Raw genomic sequence first — 16,828 nt, forward strand, 5'->3', positions numbered from 1 at the left:
ATGCTGTACGTGATCCACCCCACCCCGCCCCACCGCCGCGTGCGCGTCGCGCGCGAGGGGCCGCAAAGGCCCGACCGGCCCGCCCTCCGGGGCCGCTATAGCCTGCATGTGTGAGCTTGATCGGACGCCGGGCGGAGCTGGCCGCCGTGGACCGGCTCCTCGACCGGGCCACCGCGGGGCACGGCGGACACCTCGTGGTGAGTGGCCCGCGGGGATCCGGCCGGACGACACTCGCCGACGCCGCCACCGACCGTGCGCGTGCCCGCGGGTTCAAGGTGCTGCGCGCCGCCGCGACTCCCGGCGCCGACCCGTGGGCGGCCCTCGCCGGCCCCGCCTCCCGCCCGTGGGACGCTGACGAACTCGCGAGCGCTCCGGCGACCGGCGACGCTCCCCGCCTGCTGGTCGTCGACGACCTCGACCTGGCCGGCGAGAGGGCCGTGGAGGTCTACCGCCTGTCCGCCGCGCGCGCGGACTCCGGCACGGCCACCCTCGTCACCACGCTGAGCCCGCTCGGCGTCGCCCCGGAGGTGCGGCTCGGCGGACTGACCGAACCGGAACTCGCCGACCTGGCACCCGGATCGTCCGCCGCCGCCGTCCACGCCCTGTGGCTCGCCTCGGGCGGCCTGCCCGGCCCCGCCCTCGCCTTCGCGGCCGAACTGGCCGGCCTTCCGCAGGACACCGACCCCGTCCTGCACCTCGCTCTGACCACCCCGTCGCGCACCGGGTTCCTCGACGTCGACACCCGCATGGTCCGTCTGCTGGAGGCCGCGGCCGAGCGGCCCCTTCCGCCCGTCGCCCGCGCCCGCGTCCTCGCGCGACTCGCCCGCGAACTGCTCGGTGACGCGTCCACCGCCGCACGAAGACGCCGACTCGCCGACGAGGCGGCCGCGTCGGCCACGGCGAGCGGCGACCCCGGTACGCTCGCCGCCGTCCTCGACTCCCGCCTGCACGCCCTGTGGGACCCGGCCGCCGCCGGCGAACGCCTCACCACCGCCTCGACGATCGTGGAACAGGCGCGTCGCGCCGGCGACACCGACGCCGAGCTCCGGGGCCTGTTCTGGCGGTTCGTCGCACTGATGGAACTGGGCGACACCGAACGCGCCGAGAGCGCGCTGACCGCGTACGCGCGCGCCGCCGAACTCGCCGGCGATGTCGAGGCATCGGTCGTCGTACCGGCACGCCAGGCGATGCTCGCCACGGTCCGTGGCCGGTTCGACGAGGCGGCGGCACTCACCGAGGAGGTCGAGGAACGAGGGCGCCGGGCCGGCCTCGCGGACACCGAACGGCTTGCGGGCAGCCTGCGCAGCGCGGTCGCCGTACTGCGCGGCGGCGACGAGCGACTGGTCGCGTCGTGGCGGGCCATGGCCCGGCGACTGCCCGGACACTTCTTCGAGGCGACGGCGGCCCGGCTGCTGTGGGAATCCGGATCGACCGTGGAGGCCGGCCTCGAACTCGATCGTCTGCTGCCTGCCGTGCTCGCCGGATCGGGGCCGCGCTGGCTGGGGGCGGCCGCGGATCTGGCGGTGGTGGCCTCCCGGACCGGCGACCTGCGGGCGGCCCACGCCCTGCACGAGGCGCTGACCCCGTACGCGGGCCGGCTCGTCGTCTGGGGCGGCGCGAACACCGTCACCGGCCCGGTCGACGACCACCTCGGCCGCCTGGCCCTGCGGCTCGGCCGCGCCGACGAGGCAGTGGCCCTGCTGGGGCGCGCGGCCGGCCTGGAACGCAGGATCGGCGCACTGCCCTGGCTCGCCCACACCTCGGCCGCGCGCGCGGACGCGCTGACCGCCCGCGGCGGACGGGGAGACGCACAGGCGGCCGGCGAGGACCGCGCCACGGCGCGCTCGATCGCCGAACGCCTCGGACTCGACGGCCTCCTCAGCGCCCTGACACCCTCCGCCGACACGTGGGTCTTCGTCCGGGAGGGGGACGACTGGCGACTGGAGGCCGGCTCCGAACAGGCCCGGCTGCGCCACATCCGCGGCATGACCTACCTCCACACCCTCCTCGCCTCACCCGGCCGCGACATCGCCGCGCTCGACCTCGTCGCGGGCGGCACAGGACTCCCCACACCCAACGGCGACCCCGTGCTCGACCCGGAGGGCCGCGCCGCCTACCTGCGCCACCTCCGCGTCCTCGACGAGCAGCTCGACGCCGCCGACCGGGCCGGCGACGCCGACCGCGCGCGGGCGTTGGCCGTGGAGCGCACCGCGCTGCTCGCCGAACTGCGACGGCACACCGGCCTCGGCGGGAGGGGCCGCCCCCGGAGCAACGAAGCGGAACGAGCCCGTGTCAACGCGACCCGAGCCCTGCGGGCCGCCCTCGGAAGGATCGAGGCAACGGCCCCCCTGACCGGCGCCCATCTGCGCGCCTCCCTCCACACCGGAGGCCGCTTCGCCTACCGGCCCGCTCCCGACGGCCCCGCCCACTGGCACACCTGACCACGGGTGCGACCGTCCGGCCAACCCAGGTGAATCACTGGTCCCCGTCGAGCCAGATCACGATCCCCGTCACTCCCGTGAGCACCGAGGCGACCCCGGCGCGTACCGCCGCCGCACAGCGGGCCGAGGTGAAGGAGGCCGGGTCGTACGTCGAGGACATGCCGAGGCCCTCGCCGCGGAACGAGGCGCCGGACCAGTCGACGGAGGTGACGTTCTCGGTGGGCTCGGCCAGCTCCGCGCCCACCACGAGGAACTGCTGGGAGAGGTGATGAGGGGTCACGGTGGCGAGGGCGTCGACGAGGTCGTTGCCCGCGCTGACGACGAGGTCGGGCCGCATGTCGAGGGCTTCGGCGATCCGAGGGACGGCGTCGGACTCGTGGGCGGCGGTCACCGTGCGCAGGTCGACGTCCTCGTCCTTCGCCCACCGTTGGACCGCGGCCACCAGGGTCCGGGTCGGACGGTCGTCCCCCGAGGTGACCAGGACGACCCGGTAGCCCTCGGAGGGGTGGAGGCCGGACCACGAGCCGGGCCGTGGAGTCGCGGTCGCCTCCGGGGCGGGCGGATCGGCCGGGTCGACGAAACCCGGCCCCGCGACGCCCACGGCGGAGGGGCGGGGGTGCGGCCGTGACCAGTCGTCACCGGAGGCGCAGGCGGCGAGCGGTACGGCGAGGGCGGCAGCCGCGGCCAGCGCGGCGACGGACCGAAGCGAGGGGAGCAAGGTGATCGTTCTCCGGGAGATGAGGTGGTGCGCCCTCATCCTCATCGCACGTTTCACGCGGAATCCACCCGAGCGAACGCGCCCGCACACTTGTTTGCCAAGGGTTCGTCGATGCTCCGGTTCCGGTTCAGCGAACGCGCGCACGCTGCGGTGGCAACGTGAAGGAGCACCATGCCACACCAGATACGCCGCCCCCTTTTCGCACTTGTCGCGGCCCTGTTCGCCCTCATCGCCGTCTGGCAGCAACCCGCTGCCGCGCACGGCTTCTCCTCAACCGTGTACGCCCACGTCTCCCGGTCCGACACCGGCCTTCTGCGCACCACCCTGGAACTCGAGTACGACCTCTACGTCGTGTCCGCCGCCGACCTCGAACACGACGACGCCCTCTTCCGCGAAGGCACAGCGGCCTTCGAGTCCGGCGACACCCGTGCGCAGGCCTTGGCGCTGAACGCGCACGCCCGATCCGCCGTCGCCTACGCCGCCGACCACTTCCCGGTCACCGCGGGTGGCGCGTCCTGCACACCGTCGCAGAGCCGCCGTTTCACGATGGGACAGCGCGAGGGCGTGCCGTACGCCGGCCTGGACCTCGACTGGTCCTGCCCCGGCGACGCCGGTGAAGAGGTGCTGCGCAGCACCCTGTTCCCCGACTCCGAGGGCTATGTCAAGGGCGTCAAGACCATCGTCACGTACGACGTCGACGGCCGCTCGGGCAGCGCGGCGCTGGACGCCGCACACCCGTCGTTCTCCCTGGCCCAGGCCTGGTACGAGCGCTTCTGGGAGTTCTTCCGCCTGGGTGCCGAGCACCTGCTGACAGGGGTCGACCACCTGCTGTTCCTGCTGGCCCTCATCGCCGGTTCGCGCCGCCCGCGCGAGATCGTGCTGGCGGCGACGAGCTTCACCGTGGCGCACTCGGTGACGTTCATGCTGGCGGCGCTCGGCATCGTCGAGGTGCCCTCGGCCGTCGTCGAGCCCGTCATCGCGCTGTCGATCGCCGTGGTCGCCGGCTGGCACCTGTGGCGACTGGGACGGCACCGCGGCCGAGCGGCGGAGTTGACGGCAGGACAGGAAAGCGGCCGCCTCGGCCTCGACCGCGCCGGCTGGTCCCGCCTGACGGTCGTCTTCTGCTTCGGCCTCGTGCACGGGCTGGGCTTCGCGGGCGCCCTGGGCATCGAGGCGGCGTGGTCCTGGACGCTGCTGTGGTCGCTGCTGGTGTTCAACGTCGGGATCGAGGTCGTGCAGTTGGCCGTCATCGCCGTGGTGTTCCCGCTGCTGCTGGTCCTGCGCCGGCGTGCGCCGAGAGCCGGCCTTGTGGCCACCGGCGTGGTGTCGGCGGGTGTTTGCGTAATGGGACTCCTCTGGTTCGTCCAACGTGTGGCCGGAGTTTGACACTTTCCACGATCTTTGCCGACTTTGAGCAGCCCTCGACCATTCAGCGGTTTCTCATTCACCGGATCATCACTTGGCGGCGTGAGCGTGCAGATCTCCACTCATGCACGTTTCAGGCGTGCACAACGGAACAGAGAACGAAACTCATGAGATCAAGCAACTCCCCGCAGGCCCGTGGGCCTGTGCGGCGCCACATGGCCACCGGGGCCACTGCGGCGTTTCTGGGGCTGACCGTCGCACTGGGCACCGGCATGGCCGTCCCGGCCGGCGCCGCCGAGTCCGCGACGCTCAGCGGCGTGATACTCGGTGTGGGTGCCAACGAGTCGCAGCGCACTGTGACGTGGTACTCCTCGGCAGACACGGCGCAGGTCATCCAGGTCGCGCCGACCGCGCAGCTGGTGAACGACGAGTTCCCCACGGGCGCGGCCACCTTCGACGCCATGGGCGCGGCGAACATCGCGACCAGCGGCGGCTACAACCGCCACGCGACGATCACCGGCCTGACGGAGCAGACCCGGTACTCCTACCGCGTGGGCAGCGAGGGCAACTGGTCCGCCACCTACTCCTTCACGACGCAGGACTTCGAAGGCGACTACGACTTCCTGTTCTACGGCGACCCGCAGATCGGTTCGTCCGGGAACGTCGCGAACGACCAGGCCGGCTGGCAGGACACGGTCGACGTCTCGCTGAAGGCCAACCCGAACGCCGAACTCCTGGTGTCGGGCGGTGACCAGGTCGAGACGGCCAACACCGAGTCCCAGTGGAACGCCTTCCTCGCCCCGGAGCAGCTGCGCCAGTACCCGTGGGCCGCCACCATCGGCAACCACGACGTCGGTGGCAAGGCCTACGAGCAGCACTTCACCACCCCGAACACCGACCGTTCGGCCCCGTACTACGACAACGGGAACCCGGCGGGCACCAAGTCGGGCGGTGACTACTGGTACATCTACAAGGACGTGCTGTTCATCGACCTGAACAGCAACAGCTACAACTCCGCCAACGGCGGCGGCGACGCGGCGCACGTCAACTTCGTCACCGACGTCATCAACAAGCACGGCAACGAGGCCAAGTGGAAGGTCCTCGTCTACCACCACGCCATCTACTCGCCGGCCGCGCACGCCAAGGACGGCGACAACAAGCTGCGTCGTACCGACTTCCCGACAACGTTTTCCAAGCTCGGTGTGGACCTGGTCCTGCAGGGCCACGACCACAGCTACTCCCGCAGCTACCTCATCAAGAACGGTGAGAAGGAGAACCCGGCCGAGCAGCCGGGTGCCGCCGACGTGTACCCGGGCCCCGGTGGCGTCCTGTACGTGACGGCCAACTCCGCCTCCGGCTCGAAGTACTACGACATCAGCAAGCCGGACAGCAGCGGGACCAGCGGCGCGGGCAACGGCGCCGACCCGCTCAACCCGGACAGCTACTGGTACAACTCGGTCCAGAGCCAGGAGCACGTCCGCACCTACGTCAAGGTCCAGGTGCGCAAGGACAAGCTCGTGGTCGAGAACATCCGCAGCGGCGCGGCCGGCCCGGACCAGCCGGTCGGCTCGCACGTCGACGACGTCACCGTGCACCCCTTCCACGGGGACAAGCAGGACCTGCAGGTCGACGTCCCGAACCCGGCCCCGGGTGAGTTCGGCTGGACGATCGACGGCTACAACGGGCTGGTGGACCTCGGTACCGCCAAGGAGGAGAACGGCGACCACTTCGTCGCGGGTGGCAAGATCAACCCGATCCTCGTCTCGGACAGCCGCCGCTCGCTCGCCCCGTGGTCGATCGCGGCCAACGTGAGCGACTTCCGCGACGCCGACAAGACGTTCTCCGGCTCCTTCCTGGGCTGGAAGCCGTACGTCCTGGACGGCGGCGCCGGTGCCACGGCCGGTGAGCCGGTGGCGTCCGGCTACGACGACCACGGGCAGGGCCTGTCCGTCTCGCGTGGCCTCAGCTCCGCGGAGCAGGGCCACCCGCGGGGCGGCGCCAGGCTCGGCGCCGACCTGGATCTGAAGATCCCGGACAGCGTCGACAAGGGCGGGTACCGCGCCACCCTCACGATCACTGCGCTCAGCAGCTGACCGTCACCGATCGACGGCGGGGCGGACACCGGCCGGTGTCCGCCCCGCCCCCTGCCAGGAGAACCCCCGCCATGCGCTCGTCCACGACCCGCCGCACCGCCGGCCTCGCCACCGCTCTCACCCGCACCGCCACCCTGCTCCTGCTCTCGGCCCTCACCCTCGTCGGCCTCCAGGCCGGCCTCGCCCGGGCCGCCGACGGCGACGTCACCTGGACGGTGCGCACCGCCGCGAACGGATACGGCGACGACCGGTCCAGCTACACCTACACCGTGAACCCCGGCGGCAAGGTCGAGGACGCCATGGTCGTCGCCAACCGCAGCAGAACCCCGCTGCGGCTCGCCCTCTACGCCGCCGACGGCTACACCACCGGCACGGGGCAACTCGACCTGGTCACCAAGGACAAGAAGTCCGTCGCGGTCGGTGCCTGGGTGCACTCCGCACGCGACAGCGTCGTCATCAGGCCCGGCAGGTCCGCCGAGATCCCGTTCACCCTCTCGGTCCCGGACGACGCCACCCCCGGCGACTACGTGGGCGGCATCCTCACCTCGCTCACCCGGTCCGACGACACACGCGGCATCAACGTGGACCGCCGACTGGGCATCCGCGTCAAGCTGAGGGTCAGCGGCGAACTCGACCCGAGGCTCGCGATCGAGGACCTCCACGTCGACTACGCGGGCACCTCCAACCCCTTCGGCACGGGCGACGCCACCGTCACGTACGCGATCCACAACACCGGCAACGCTCTGCTCTCCGCGCGGCAGTCGCTGTCGGTGGAGGGCCCGTTCGGCCTGCTGCGGACGAAGGCGGGCGACATCCCGGCATCGCCGGAGCTGCTCCCCGGGGAGAAGTGGCAGGTCAAGGTACCGGTGCGCGGTGTCGCGCCCACGGTCGCCCTGACGGCCACCGCCCGGCTCACCCCCCTGCTCACCGACGCGGCCGGCTCGATCACGCCCCTGGACCCGGTCGAGAGCACGGCCCACGGCTGGGCGGTCCCGTGGGTGCTGCTGGGGCTCGCCCTCGCCCTGATCGCCGCCGTCGCCGCGACCGTCGTCCTCGTCCGGCGCCGCCGCGAGCGCGGCAAGCGGCGTGAGGACGCACGCGTCCGCGAGGCCGTCGCCGAGGCCCTCGCGCGACAGGGCGACCCGAAGGACGCCGACACCGCCGAGCGGGCGACCCGTTGACCTGAAGCAGCGCGAGGGCATTGTCAGTGCCCTGCGCCAAGATGACCGGCATGACGATTTCTCCCGCCGAAAAGGCGCAGTTCAGCCTGTCCAGCCGCGCCGACTACGAGGCCGCGCTCACGACCTTGCGCGAGGCTTCGCGGGCCTACTACGGCGACGGCGACAGTCCGCTGGACGACGCCTCCTACGACCTGCTCCGGCTGGAGACGCTGGCCTGGGAGGCGGCTCATCCCGGCGAACGGGCACCGGACTCCCCCACAGGGCAGGTGGGTGACGGGGCCGCCCCGGCCGGCGACGTCGCCCACACCTCCCGGCTGCTCAGCCTCGACAACGTCTTCGACGCCGACGGCCTGGTGGCCTGGGAAGCCTCACTTCAGCGACGCCTCGGGCGCGTTCCGGCCGGGGGCTTCACCGTGGAGCCCAAGATGGACGGCGCGGCCGTGGCCGCCAGATACCGCGGCGGACGGCTCGTGCAGATCATCACCCGCGGCGACGGCGTCCACGGCGAGGACGTCAGCCACGTCATCGGCCAGATAGCGGGGCTGCCCGAGGAGTTGCCGGTCCCCGCCACCTTCGAGGTGCGCGGTGAGGTCCTGTTCACGCAGGAGCAGTTCGAGACGGCCAACGCCGTCCGCACCGCCCACGGCGCGCAGGTCTTCGCCAACCCCCGCAACGGCACGGCCGGCACCCTGCGGGCCAAGGACCGCCCGTACCGGCTGGAGATGACGTTCTGGGCGTACGGCGCCACCGAACTGGACGGCGAGGCGTTCCTGCCGGCCGCCGCCACCCACGCCGAGATCCTGGCCGCGGTCGCCGAAGCCGGCGTCCGCACGACCGCGGACACGCCGGCCGGACTGCACGTGGTGGACACGCTCGCCGAGGCACAGCTGAGCGTCGACCGGATCGCCGCGCTGCGCCCCGGTCTGCCCTTCGGTATCGACGGGGTCGTGATCAAGGTGAACGACGCGGCCGAGCAGGCCGCCGCCGGGTCCGGCAGCCGCTTCCCGTACTGGGCGATCGCCTTCAAACTCCCGGCGGTCGAGCGCCGGACGGTCCTCCAGGACGTGGTGTGGGAGGTCGGCAGGACCGGCGTCCTCGCCCCGACCGCCGTTCTCGCGCCCGTCGAGATCGACGGGACCACCGTCACCCGGGCCACCCTGCACAACCCGGCCGACATCCGGCGGCGCGACCTCCACCTGGGCGACACCGTCACCGTCTACAAGGCGGGCGACATCATTCCGCGCGTCCAGGCCGCCGTCGTGCGGCTGCGCCCCGCCGGCGCGCGGGAGGTGCCCCTGCCCACGGCCTGCCCCCGGTGCGGCGGCGAGATCGACAGGCGACAGGAGCGGTGGAGGTGCGCGCAGGGCACGTCCTGTGCGCTGCCCGCGCTGATCGAGTACGCGGCCGGACGCGACATGCTCGACATCGACGGCCTGGGCAGGACGTACGTCAAGGCGCTCGTCGACTCCGGTGACGTGCAGGACGTCGCCGATCTGTTCACCCTGTCGCCGGAACAGCTCACGGCCGCCGCGGGCAGCGCCAAACGGGCCGCGAAGCTGGCCGAGCAGATCGAGGCCGCGAGCGCCCGCCCGCTGAGCCGCGTCTTCTGCGCCCTCGGGGTCCTCGGTACCGGACGCAGCATGTCGCGCCGGATCGCCCGACACTTCGGCACGATGGACGCCATCCGCCGGGCCGACGCCATCGCCATGCAGGCCGTGGAGGGCATCGGTCCGGAGAAGGCACCGGTTGTCGTCGAGCAGGTCGCCGCCCTCGCGCCGGTCATCGACAAGCTGGTGGCGGCGGGCGTGAACATGATCGAACCCGAGGAGCAGACGTCGACGACGGGCAACGGGCCGCTCGCCGACAAGGTCGTGGTGGTGACCGGCAGGATGACGGGGCCGCTGGAGGGCCTGGCGCGCGAGACGATGAAGGCGCTGATAGAGAAGGCGGGCGGCCGGGCCGGAAGCGGCGTGAGCGCCAAGATGTCGATCCTGGTGGCCGCACCCTCCGCGAGCGGCAAGCCCAGCTCCAAGGCCCTCAAGGCCCAGGAACTGGGGGTCGAGGTCCTCTCACCCGAGGAGTTCGCCGAACTCGTGGCCGACTTCCTCGACTGAGCGCCACGGCGGCCGGCTGCTGCCGCCGCGAGCAGGAGCAGGCGGCGGGAGCAGAAGGAGAAGCGGTCAATGAGGGTCGTGCCGGTGCGTGGCGTGCAGCGCGCAGGCCGGTGTGCCACCGGGAAGGCGGTGGCGGTTGTCGGCGACGGCGCGGTAGACGCCATGGGCCAGCCACCGCACGGGCGCCAGCTGCAACACCGCTCCCAGAACCGCCCAGCCGCCACGCGCGCTCGCCAGGAGCTTGGCCACCGCCTGAGCGCCGCCGTGCACCGTGCCGTCGGGAGTGATCCACAGGGCCTCGTACTCGGCCCTGTGGCGGGTGACGCCCAGCGCATCCAGTCCCGCCCGCTGCCAGGGCACGACCTCGCAGCGTGGTCCGATCCGCCGCTGTGCGAAGGCCACGCAGGCCGTACAGAAGCCGCAGTCGCCGTCGAAGACGAGGAGAGGTTGCGTCCGCATGCTGTCCATGGTGCCGCGCCGCCGCGCGGAAACGCTCACCCGGGGCGTCCGCGACCGGGCTGATCTGCGCGCTTAATCTCCCTTGAGTGACTATTGTCCCTTTTGTGGAGCGGGTGCCCGTGACGGACGGACGTCCGCCCGTCGGCGGGAGGTGACTGCTACGGGGCGGGCCCCGTGGCCCGGACCCTCTTCCCGCCCAGATCCCGGTCGTGGCTTCGGAAGGTCGGTGAAGTGGCGTGCAGCCTGCCGCCGCCGGTTCAGGGCCGGAATGGGACGAGCTCGCCACCCTGTTCCGCGACCTGGTGCGCGAGGCCGAGCCCTCCGGCGGCATGCTGTTCCTGCTGCCGTCGCGGGAGCCGGTGCTGCAGCTGTCCATGCTGTACGGGATGTCCTGGCACATCGCCGCTCCGTGGGCCCGTATCAGGGTGGAGGAGGCGATCCCGGCGGCGGAGGCCGTGCGTGACAGACGCCTGGTCTGGGTCGAGAGTCCCGACCAGATGGCCCTGCACTACCCGAGGCTCGCCCTCGTGGTTCCGGAGCACACGGTGGCGGCGGGGCCGGTGCTCGTGGGCGACGGCGTACGGGGTGTGGTCTGCCTGCTCTGGCCCGCCTCGCGTCCCGCGCTGCTGGCACAGGGCGAACGCGAGGCGATCGACACCTTCTGCCGTCGGGCGGGACTGTTGCTGGGATCGGCGGCGCAAAGCGGCCGCCCCGTGACGCCCGGGCCCCGCCCCCAGGTGCTGGAGCCGGTACGTCCGCACCCGCCCGGCACGGCCGAGACCATGGCCGCCTACGACTTCGCGGTCCGCCTGCCCGGGGCCATGTCGCTGGACCTGGAGGGCCGGACCACCTTCGTCAGCGACGCGGCGGCCGATCTGCTCGGGGCGAGCGCGGACGACCTGCTGGGTGTCCGCCCCTGGGAACACCCGCGATGGCCCGGTGAGCCCCACTTCGAGGACCGCTTCCGCGCCTCCGTCATCAGCCACCGGCCCGCGCACTTCACCGTCGCGCGCTCACCTGACCGCAGGCTTTCCTTCCAGCTCTATCCCGACGCCTCCGGCGTCAGCGTGCACATCACACCGCTGCCGGCCGACGCGCCCCGGGAGGCGCAGCCCGCCCGGCCGTCCGCCGTGCCCGGCGGCGCCACGACGCTCTACCACCTGACGCATCTGGCGGCGAGCCTGACGGAGACGGTGGAGGTGGAGGACGTCACCGAAAGGGTCGCCGACCAGCTCGTGCCCGCCTTCGGCGCGTCGGGCCTGGTGCTGATGACGGTGGACGAGGGGCGGCTCAGGGTCGTCGGCCACCGAGGCTACGATCCGGCCTTCCTGGCCCCCTTCGACGGCCAACCCCTGACCTCCGACGCGCCGCCCGCACGGGCACTGACGCTGCAGCAGCCCACCTTCTTCACCGATTTCGCGGACTTCCGGTCCGCCCATCCGGACGCCGTCCGCTACGGCGGCAGGGACGCGTGGGCCTTCCTGCCCCTCGCCATCCGTGGCCGCCCCGTCGGGCTCCTGGTGCTGTCCTACAACCGGGCCAAGCGCTTCCCGCCGACCGAACGGCACCTGCTGGTGTCCGTGGCCGGCCTGGTCGCCCAGGCCCTGGACAGGGCCCGGCTGTACGACGCGAAGCAGCGCCTGGCCCATGCTCTGCAACGCGACCTGCTGCCGCGGGAACTTCCCGTGATCCCCGGTCTGCACGTGGCCGCGCGCTATCTGTCGGCCGGTCACGGGATGGACATCGGAGGCGACTTCTACGACCTGATCCGCTGCGACTCCGACGGCGCCGCGGCGGTCATCGGCGACGTCCAGGGACACAACGTCCAGGCCGCCGCGCTCATGGGCCAGTTGCGCACGGCCGTCCACGCCCACGCCGCCGCGGGTACCTGTCCCGGCGAAGTCATGGCCCGTACGAACCAGCTCATGTGCGACCTGAATCCCGGCCTGTTCGCCAGCTGCCTCTTCGTCCACCTCGATCTGGTGAAGCACCGGGCCGCGCTCGCCACGGCCGGACACCCGCCGCCCCTGCTGCGCCATCCGGACGGCGGCAGCGAGGTTCTCCCGGTGCCCACCGGTCTGCTGCTCGGCATCAACCCGGATGCCGAGTACGCCACCATGGACATTCCGCTGCCGCCGGGCACCACTCTCGCCCTCTACACCGACGGGCTGGTGGAAGCCCCGGGGATCGACATCGACGACGCCGTCGCCGACCTCGCCCGTCAGCTGGCCCTTACCCCCGCCGACGACATCGACGCCCTCGTCGACGCCCTCCTGCGGCACGCCCTGCGGGGCATCCCCCGCACCGACGACGTCGCCATGCTGCTGATGCGCACCATGAGGTGACGCGCGAACGCGACGTCCACAGGCTCACTCGGCGGCCAGGCGTGCGAGGTCGGAGACGAAGTCGGTGTTCCCGGTCTGATGCACCACGTTCAACTTCTCGGACGCCACCTTCCAGCCGTGCGGTGTCCGGCGCAGGCCGATCACGTTGCGGGCGTACAGGGTCCAGTCGGTGGCCGACGTGTCCGTACCGAGGCCCGGGTGGTGGTGAAGGGCCTCCAGGTGGAACCGGACCGTGGCCGAGTCTCCCTCGACGTCCACGACGGGAGACGTGACCATGTGCTGGGTCAGCGGGATCATGCCCAGGAGCTCGCTCATGGTGCGCTTCAACGCGTCGGCCTCGACCTGGCCCTGCAGCGGGAAGACGCCCCCGTAGTCGACGGAGACCACGTCCGTCCACAGGCCGCGCATCCCGTCGAAGTCCTTGGCGTCGCAGAACTGGAAGTACCGGCCGATCACGTCGACCGCGTCGAAGGCGTCCAGCGTCGGATGATCCATGTGCCGCGCTCCGCTCGTTCTTCGTGCGTTCGCCGGCTCCCGGCCGACTTCCTGCACGGGACTATGCCGACCGCGGACCGTGTCCTCCTCCACCCCGAACGGTGTGTCGCCCATGTTCCGGCACCGCTGATGCCCGTCACTCGCACGGCGGTGTGCGGGTGACGGGCATCGGTTCACGGCCTACGACGTCGAAGGCGTGGTTCAGGCGGCGGCGAGTCCGGCCTTGAGGCGGGCGGCGATCGTGACGACGCGCTCGGCCTGGACGCGGGCGGCGGTACGGGTGGTCTCGTCGACCGGGTTGTTGCCCTGCGCGTCGACGTGCGACGTGCCGTACGGGTTGCCGTCGGCGAACTTGGCGGCGTCCGTGTAGCCGGGGGAGACCAGGATGCCGCCGAAGTGGTGGATGGAGTTGTACAGCGCGAGCAGCGTCGACTCCTGGCCGCCGTGCGTGGTGGCGGTCGCGGTGAAGCCGCTGTACACCTTGTCGGCGAGCTTGCCCTGGGCCCACAGGCCGCCGAGCGTGTCGATGTACTGCTTGAGCTGGGAGGCGATGTTGCCGAAGCGGGTCGGGCTGCCGAAGATCACGGCGTCGGCCCACACCATGTCGTCCGGGGTCGCGGTCGGGATGCCCTCGGTCGCCGCCGCGTTGGCGGCCCAGGCGGGGTTGGAGTCGATCGCGGCCTGCGGAGCCAGTTCGGCGACCTTGAGCAGGCGAACCTCGGCGCCGGCCTTCTCGGCGGCCTGCGCGATCTCCTGGGCGATCGTGGAGACGGTCCCGGTGGAGGAGTAGTAGATGACAGCGAGCTTTACGGGGCTGGGCACTGTGGTGATCTCCGTGTGGTCGGGGGAGGACGTTCGGTTGCGGCGGAAGATGCCCATGACGGCTTTCATCCCTTGGTTCTGGCACCCGTCGAGCGGGGTGTTGGTTGAACCATAAACCATTCTGGGGCGCCGGTGACGACCGGTGCGAGGGTGACGAACGTCGCACGAGGGGGCATCGCCCTATCCTCGTGCGCGTGCTCCCTGACCTCGTCTTCCGCACCCCTCGGCTCACCGTCCGCGCGTTCACGGCGGCCGACGCGCCCGACGCGTTCGCCATGTGGTCCGACCCGGAGGTGTGCCGGTACACCGGAGACGAGCCCGCCACCGACGTCCGCGTGATCCTCGAGGACATCGACCGCTGGCGGTCCGTCGCGGCCCGGGGCCCGGGCTGCGGTTTCTGGGCCGTGGACGCGGCGGGAGCCGGCTTCGTCGGCGACGTCTATGTGCGCCCGCTCGGGAGCGACCCCGGCGAGCGCGAGATCGGGTGGCACATCGCGCGCCCGCGCTGGGGCCGCGGGTACGCCACCGAGGCCGCCACCGCGGCGGTCCGGTACGCCCACGCCGCGGGCGTGGCACGTGTCGTCGCTCTGATCGACCCGGCGCACCACGCGTCCGTGCGGGTCGCGCACAAGGCCGGCCTGGTTCCCGAAGGGCTCTCCGACCGCTACGCCCCGGGGGAGCCGCCGTCGGCCGTCTTCGCCGGCACCAGCACGCGGTGACCGCGCCGGATGTGCAAGAGCCTGCGGGGAGAGTGGCGCCCGCCGGGCCCGGATCGCGCGGCGTGCCGGACGCTCTCGCAAGGCCCGCCCCACCGGGCGCGCGGGCCTATCCGGAGCTGTCGCTCCTGCCGACGGGCGCCGGATGTGCAAGAGCCTGCGGGGAGAGTGGCGCCCGCCGGGCCGGATCGCGCGGCGTGCCGGACGCTCTCGCAAGGCCGCCCCACCGAGCCCGCGGGCCTATCCGGAGCTGTCGCTCCTGCCGACGGGGGCTGCACCGCCCGTTGTGGGGAAGCGCGGGTTCGGCAACGTCACCCGCCCTGGCGCGGCAACCGCCGGCGAGGCGCATCGACTTGACGCGGGGGCACTCCCGCCCCGGGGCACCGACCGGGCCGGGTGGTGCCCCGAGCCCGCCCCACCGCCCCGGACCAGCAGCCGGTACGCGCCGGGCGACACCCCTTCCCTGCGCCGGAACGCCCGGTTGAACTCGGACGCCCGTGGGAAGCCCCAGCGCGCGCCGATCGCGTGCACCGGCACCGCGTGGAGTCGGGGGTCGGCCAGATCACGACGACAGTGCGCGAGGCGGCGTTCGCGGATGAACGACGACGGTGTGGCGTCCTGCTCCTGGAAGACGAGTTGCAGATACCGCGGTGAGATCCCGTGCGCCCGGGCCACGAGGCCGGGGGAGAGTTCAGGATCGGCGAGATGCCGCTCCACGAAGGCGGCGCACTCCAGGTACAGGACATGCCGCCGTGACTCGGGGGTGAGGCGGGGATCGCGGTCGGTGAAGTGCCCCAGGACGGCCACGGTCAGGTCCAGCACGTTCTGGCCGGCCCGGACGAGATCCCGCGAGGACAGTTCCGTGTACTCCTCGACGAGGCCCCGTAGCAGCGTCGCCAGCAGTTTCCCGACCCCCGAGGCCGCGGGCAGCGGCACCGCCAGCAACTCCCTCATCCGGGACTCGGGCAGGCGGACCAGCTGTTTGGGGAACTGCAGGATCAACGCCCCCGACATCCCCGCGGTGACCGCCGTTCGCGCCGTGAGCGGGAGCGAGGAGTCGTGCAGCACCATCTCCCCGCGTCTGACCAGCGCCCGTTGCCGTGCCTGTTCGATGCCCTGGTCGCCGGCGACGACCACGGCGATCTCGTACAACTCCGGGTCGTCGCGCCGGATGAGACGCGGCGTCCGCTCCGCGACCAGCGCGCTGTAACTCGCCTCCGCCAGTGTCACACCACCCAGCGGCATGGAAGCCAGCCGTGCCCGGCAGTTCTCCGGGATCAGGAATCGACAGCTCATCGGCAGTGCGCCCCGAGCGATGATCGCTTCCCACGCCGACGCCCGCTCGGCGCGCGGTACCTCGTCCAGATCGGCCACCCTGCGCACAACGCCCCCCGTGTGTCCCCCGGGTACATGGTGGGAGCCTGGTCCCGAATTCAACAGTGCGCCGTCGGCCAATCACTGTGCGCGCCCAGCACATGACCTTCTCCCACCCCAAGCAGCAGAGTGGCTCCGCTCGCTCCGGCCGACGCCCTTCCCCCACGGAGGGGCGGAAGGCCGGTGCATCCGACCCGCAGAATGGAGTCAGACATGCGCATCCGCAGAAGGCTCGGCTTCACCGCCGCCCTTGCCGCGATGGCCGCCTCGGCCGGACTGCTCGCCACTGCCGCCCCCGCCTCGGCCGGCCCGAACTGTACCTCGGGGAACCACTGCGTGTTCTACCTGGGGATCAACGACTCGGCTCGCCACTCGTACTTCAACTCGGACAGCAACTTCGCCGGCGACACCTTCAACCAGCTGACCACCCGGGCGGGTGGCGGCCAGGGCGTCAACGACAACACGGTCTCCGCGAGCAACTCGAGCACCGGTGGCTACGAGAGCCACTACTACGTCAACTCCGGCTACAGCGGCTTCCTGTTCTGCGTGAACCCCGGGTCGTACGTCGACTACCTGCCGGGCAGCCAGCAGAACACGGCCAGCTCCCTCCAGTTGCGGGGCACCACCAGCATCAGCTGCTACTGACCGGCCAGGCCGACGGGGCGACGGCAGGCCGGCCTGCCGCCCCGCCCCGTCGGTCCCGGC

The 16,828-nt window shown here is 72.1% G+C and carries 13 protein-coding genes; 8 read left to right on the top strand and 5 right to left on the bottom strand.

Annotated features, from left to right (window positions below; all coding sequences use genetic code 11):
• Positions 1-110: 110 nt before the first annotated feature.
• Complete coding sequence (locus ACZ7LV_RS03255) at positions 111-2,441, top strand: ATP-binding protein (RefSeq protein ID WP_471935161.1); 2,331 nt, start codon at positions 111-113, stop codon at positions 2,439-2,441.
• A gap of 34 nt (positions 2,442-2,475) precedes the next feature.
• Here the strand turns inward: ACZ7LV_RS03255 and ACZ7LV_RS03260 are convergent, their stop codons facing one another.
• Entirely contained in the window at positions 2,476-3,159 is a 684-nt protein-coding gene (locus ACZ7LV_RS03260) for a type 1 periplasmic-binding domain-containing protein (protein WP_471935163.1), read from the bottom strand.
• Between the two features lie 171 nt (positions 3,160-3,330).
• Here ACZ7LV_RS03260 and ACZ7LV_RS03265 point away from each other — a divergent pair, with 171 nt between their 5' ends.
• From ACZ7LV_RS03265 to ligA, 4 genes are all read left to right on the top strand, one after another.
• A complete protein-coding gene (locus ACZ7LV_RS03265) occupies positions 3,331-4,545 on the top strand; it encodes a HupE/UreJ family protein (protein WP_471935164.1) in 1,215 nt (404 codons plus the stop codon).
• A gap of 146 nt (positions 4,546-4,691) precedes the next feature.
• Positions 4,692-6,617: a purple acid phosphatase family protein gene (locus tag ACZ7LV_RS03270; RefSeq protein WP_471935166.1), complete on the top strand. Its 1,926-nt coding sequence runs from the start codon at positions 4,692-4,694 to the stop codon at positions 6,615-6,617.
• Between the two features lie 71 nt (positions 6,618-6,688).
• The gene (locus tag ACZ7LV_RS03275) at positions 6,689-7,798 is read left to right on the top strand and encodes a WxL protein peptidoglycan domain-containing protein (protein WP_471935167.1); all 1,110 of its coding nucleotides are present in this window, start codon (positions 6,689-6,691) and stop codon (positions 7,796-7,798) included.
• A 50-nt stretch (positions 7,799-7,848) separates the two neighbouring features.
• Positions 7,849-9,912 carry an NAD-dependent DNA ligase LigA gene (ligA, locus tag ACZ7LV_RS03280; protein WP_471935169.1) on the top strand — a complete coding sequence of 688 codons (2,064 nt, stop codon included), beginning with the start codon at positions 7,849-7,851 and terminating at the stop codon, positions 9,910-9,912.
• 66 nt (positions 9,913-9,978) lie between these two features.
• Here the strand turns inward: ligA and ACZ7LV_RS03285 are convergent, their stop codons facing one another.
• A complete protein-coding gene (locus tag ACZ7LV_RS03285; RefSeq protein ID WP_471935171.1) occupies positions 9,979-10,371 on the bottom strand; it encodes a thiol-disulfide oxidoreductase DCC family protein in 393 nt (130 codons plus the stop codon).
• Between the two features lie 236 nt (positions 10,372-10,607).
• On the opposite strand from ACZ7LV_RS03285, the gene ACZ7LV_RS03290 reads away from it, so the two are divergent.
• Positions 10,608-12,716, top strand: coding sequence for a SpoIIE family protein phosphatase (locus ACZ7LV_RS03290; protein WP_471935173.1), 2,109 nt, complete (start codon positions 10,608-10,610; stop codon positions 12,714-12,716).
• 24 nt (positions 12,717-12,740) lie between these two features.
• Here ACZ7LV_RS03290 and ACZ7LV_RS03295 read toward each other — a convergent pair whose 3' ends face one another.
• Both ACZ7LV_RS03295 and wrbA read right to left on the bottom strand, forming a co-directional pair.
• The gene (locus tag ACZ7LV_RS03295; protein ID WP_471935175.1) at positions 12,741-13,211 is read right to left on the bottom strand and encodes a nuclear transport factor 2 family protein; all 471 of its coding nucleotides are present in this window, start codon (positions 13,209-13,211) and stop codon (positions 12,741-12,743) included.
• A gap of 201 nt (positions 13,212-13,412) precedes the next feature.
• Positions 13,413-14,033, bottom strand: a complete 621-nt coding sequence (wrbA, locus tag ACZ7LV_RS03300) for an NAD(P)H:quinone oxidoreductase (RefSeq protein ID WP_471936085.1) — start codon at positions 14,031-14,033, stop codon at positions 13,413-13,415.
• 194 nt (positions 14,034-14,227) lie between these two features.
• On the opposite strand from wrbA, the gene ACZ7LV_RS03305 reads away from it, so the two are divergent.
• Positions 14,228-14,752, top strand: coding sequence for a GNAT family N-acetyltransferase (locus ACZ7LV_RS03305; protein ID WP_471935177.1), 525 nt, complete (start codon positions 14,228-14,230; stop codon positions 14,750-14,752).
• Positions 14,753-14,989: 237 nt separating this feature from the next.
• Here ACZ7LV_RS03305 and ACZ7LV_RS03310 read toward each other — a convergent pair whose 3' ends face one another.
• Entirely contained in the window at positions 14,990-16,132 is a 1,143-nt protein-coding gene (locus tag ACZ7LV_RS03310) for a helix-turn-helix domain-containing protein (protein WP_471935179.1), read from the bottom strand.
• Between the two features lie 204 nt (positions 16,133-16,336).
• Between ACZ7LV_RS03310 and ACZ7LV_RS03315 the strand changes: the two genes are divergently transcribed.
• A complete protein-coding gene (locus tag ACZ7LV_RS03315) occupies positions 16,337-16,768 on the top strand; it encodes a hypothetical protein (protein WP_471935180.1) in 432 nt (143 codons plus the stop codon).
• Positions 16,769-16,828 lie beyond the last annotated feature (60 nt).

This window comes from Streptomyces sp. NPDC107562 (genome assembly GCF_055657325.1).

Bases quoted from the DNA above. Each gene is read 5' to 3' on its own strand.
- ACZ7LV_RS03275 (WP_471935167.1), top strand. From the start codon at position 6,689: ATGCGCTCGTCCACGACCCGCCGCACCGCCGGCCTCGCCACCGCTCTC.
- ACZ7LV_RS03315 (WP_471935180.1), top strand. From the start codon at position 16,337: ATGCGCATCCGCAGAAGGCTCGGCTTCACCGCCGCCCTTGCCGCGATG.
- ACZ7LV_RS03285 (WP_471935171.1), bottom strand. From the start codon at position 10,371: ATGCGGACGCAACCTCTCCTCGTCTTCGACGGCGACTGCGGCTTCTGT.
- ACZ7LV_RS03295 (WP_471935175.1), bottom strand. From the start codon at position 13,211: ATGGATCATCCGACGCTGGACGCCTTCGACGCGGTCGACGTGATCGGC.
- ACZ7LV_RS03270 (WP_471935166.1), top strand. From the start codon at position 4,692: ATGAGATCAAGCAACTCCCCGCAGGCCCGTGGGCCTGTGCGGCGCCAC.
- ligA (WP_471935169.1), top strand. From the start codon at position 7,849: ATGACGATTTCTCCCGCCGAAAAGGCGCAGTTCAGCCTGTCCAGCCGC.
- ACZ7LV_RS03265 (WP_471935164.1), top strand. From the start codon at position 3,331: ATGCCACACCAGATACGCCGCCCCCTTTTCGCACTTGTCGCGGCCCTG.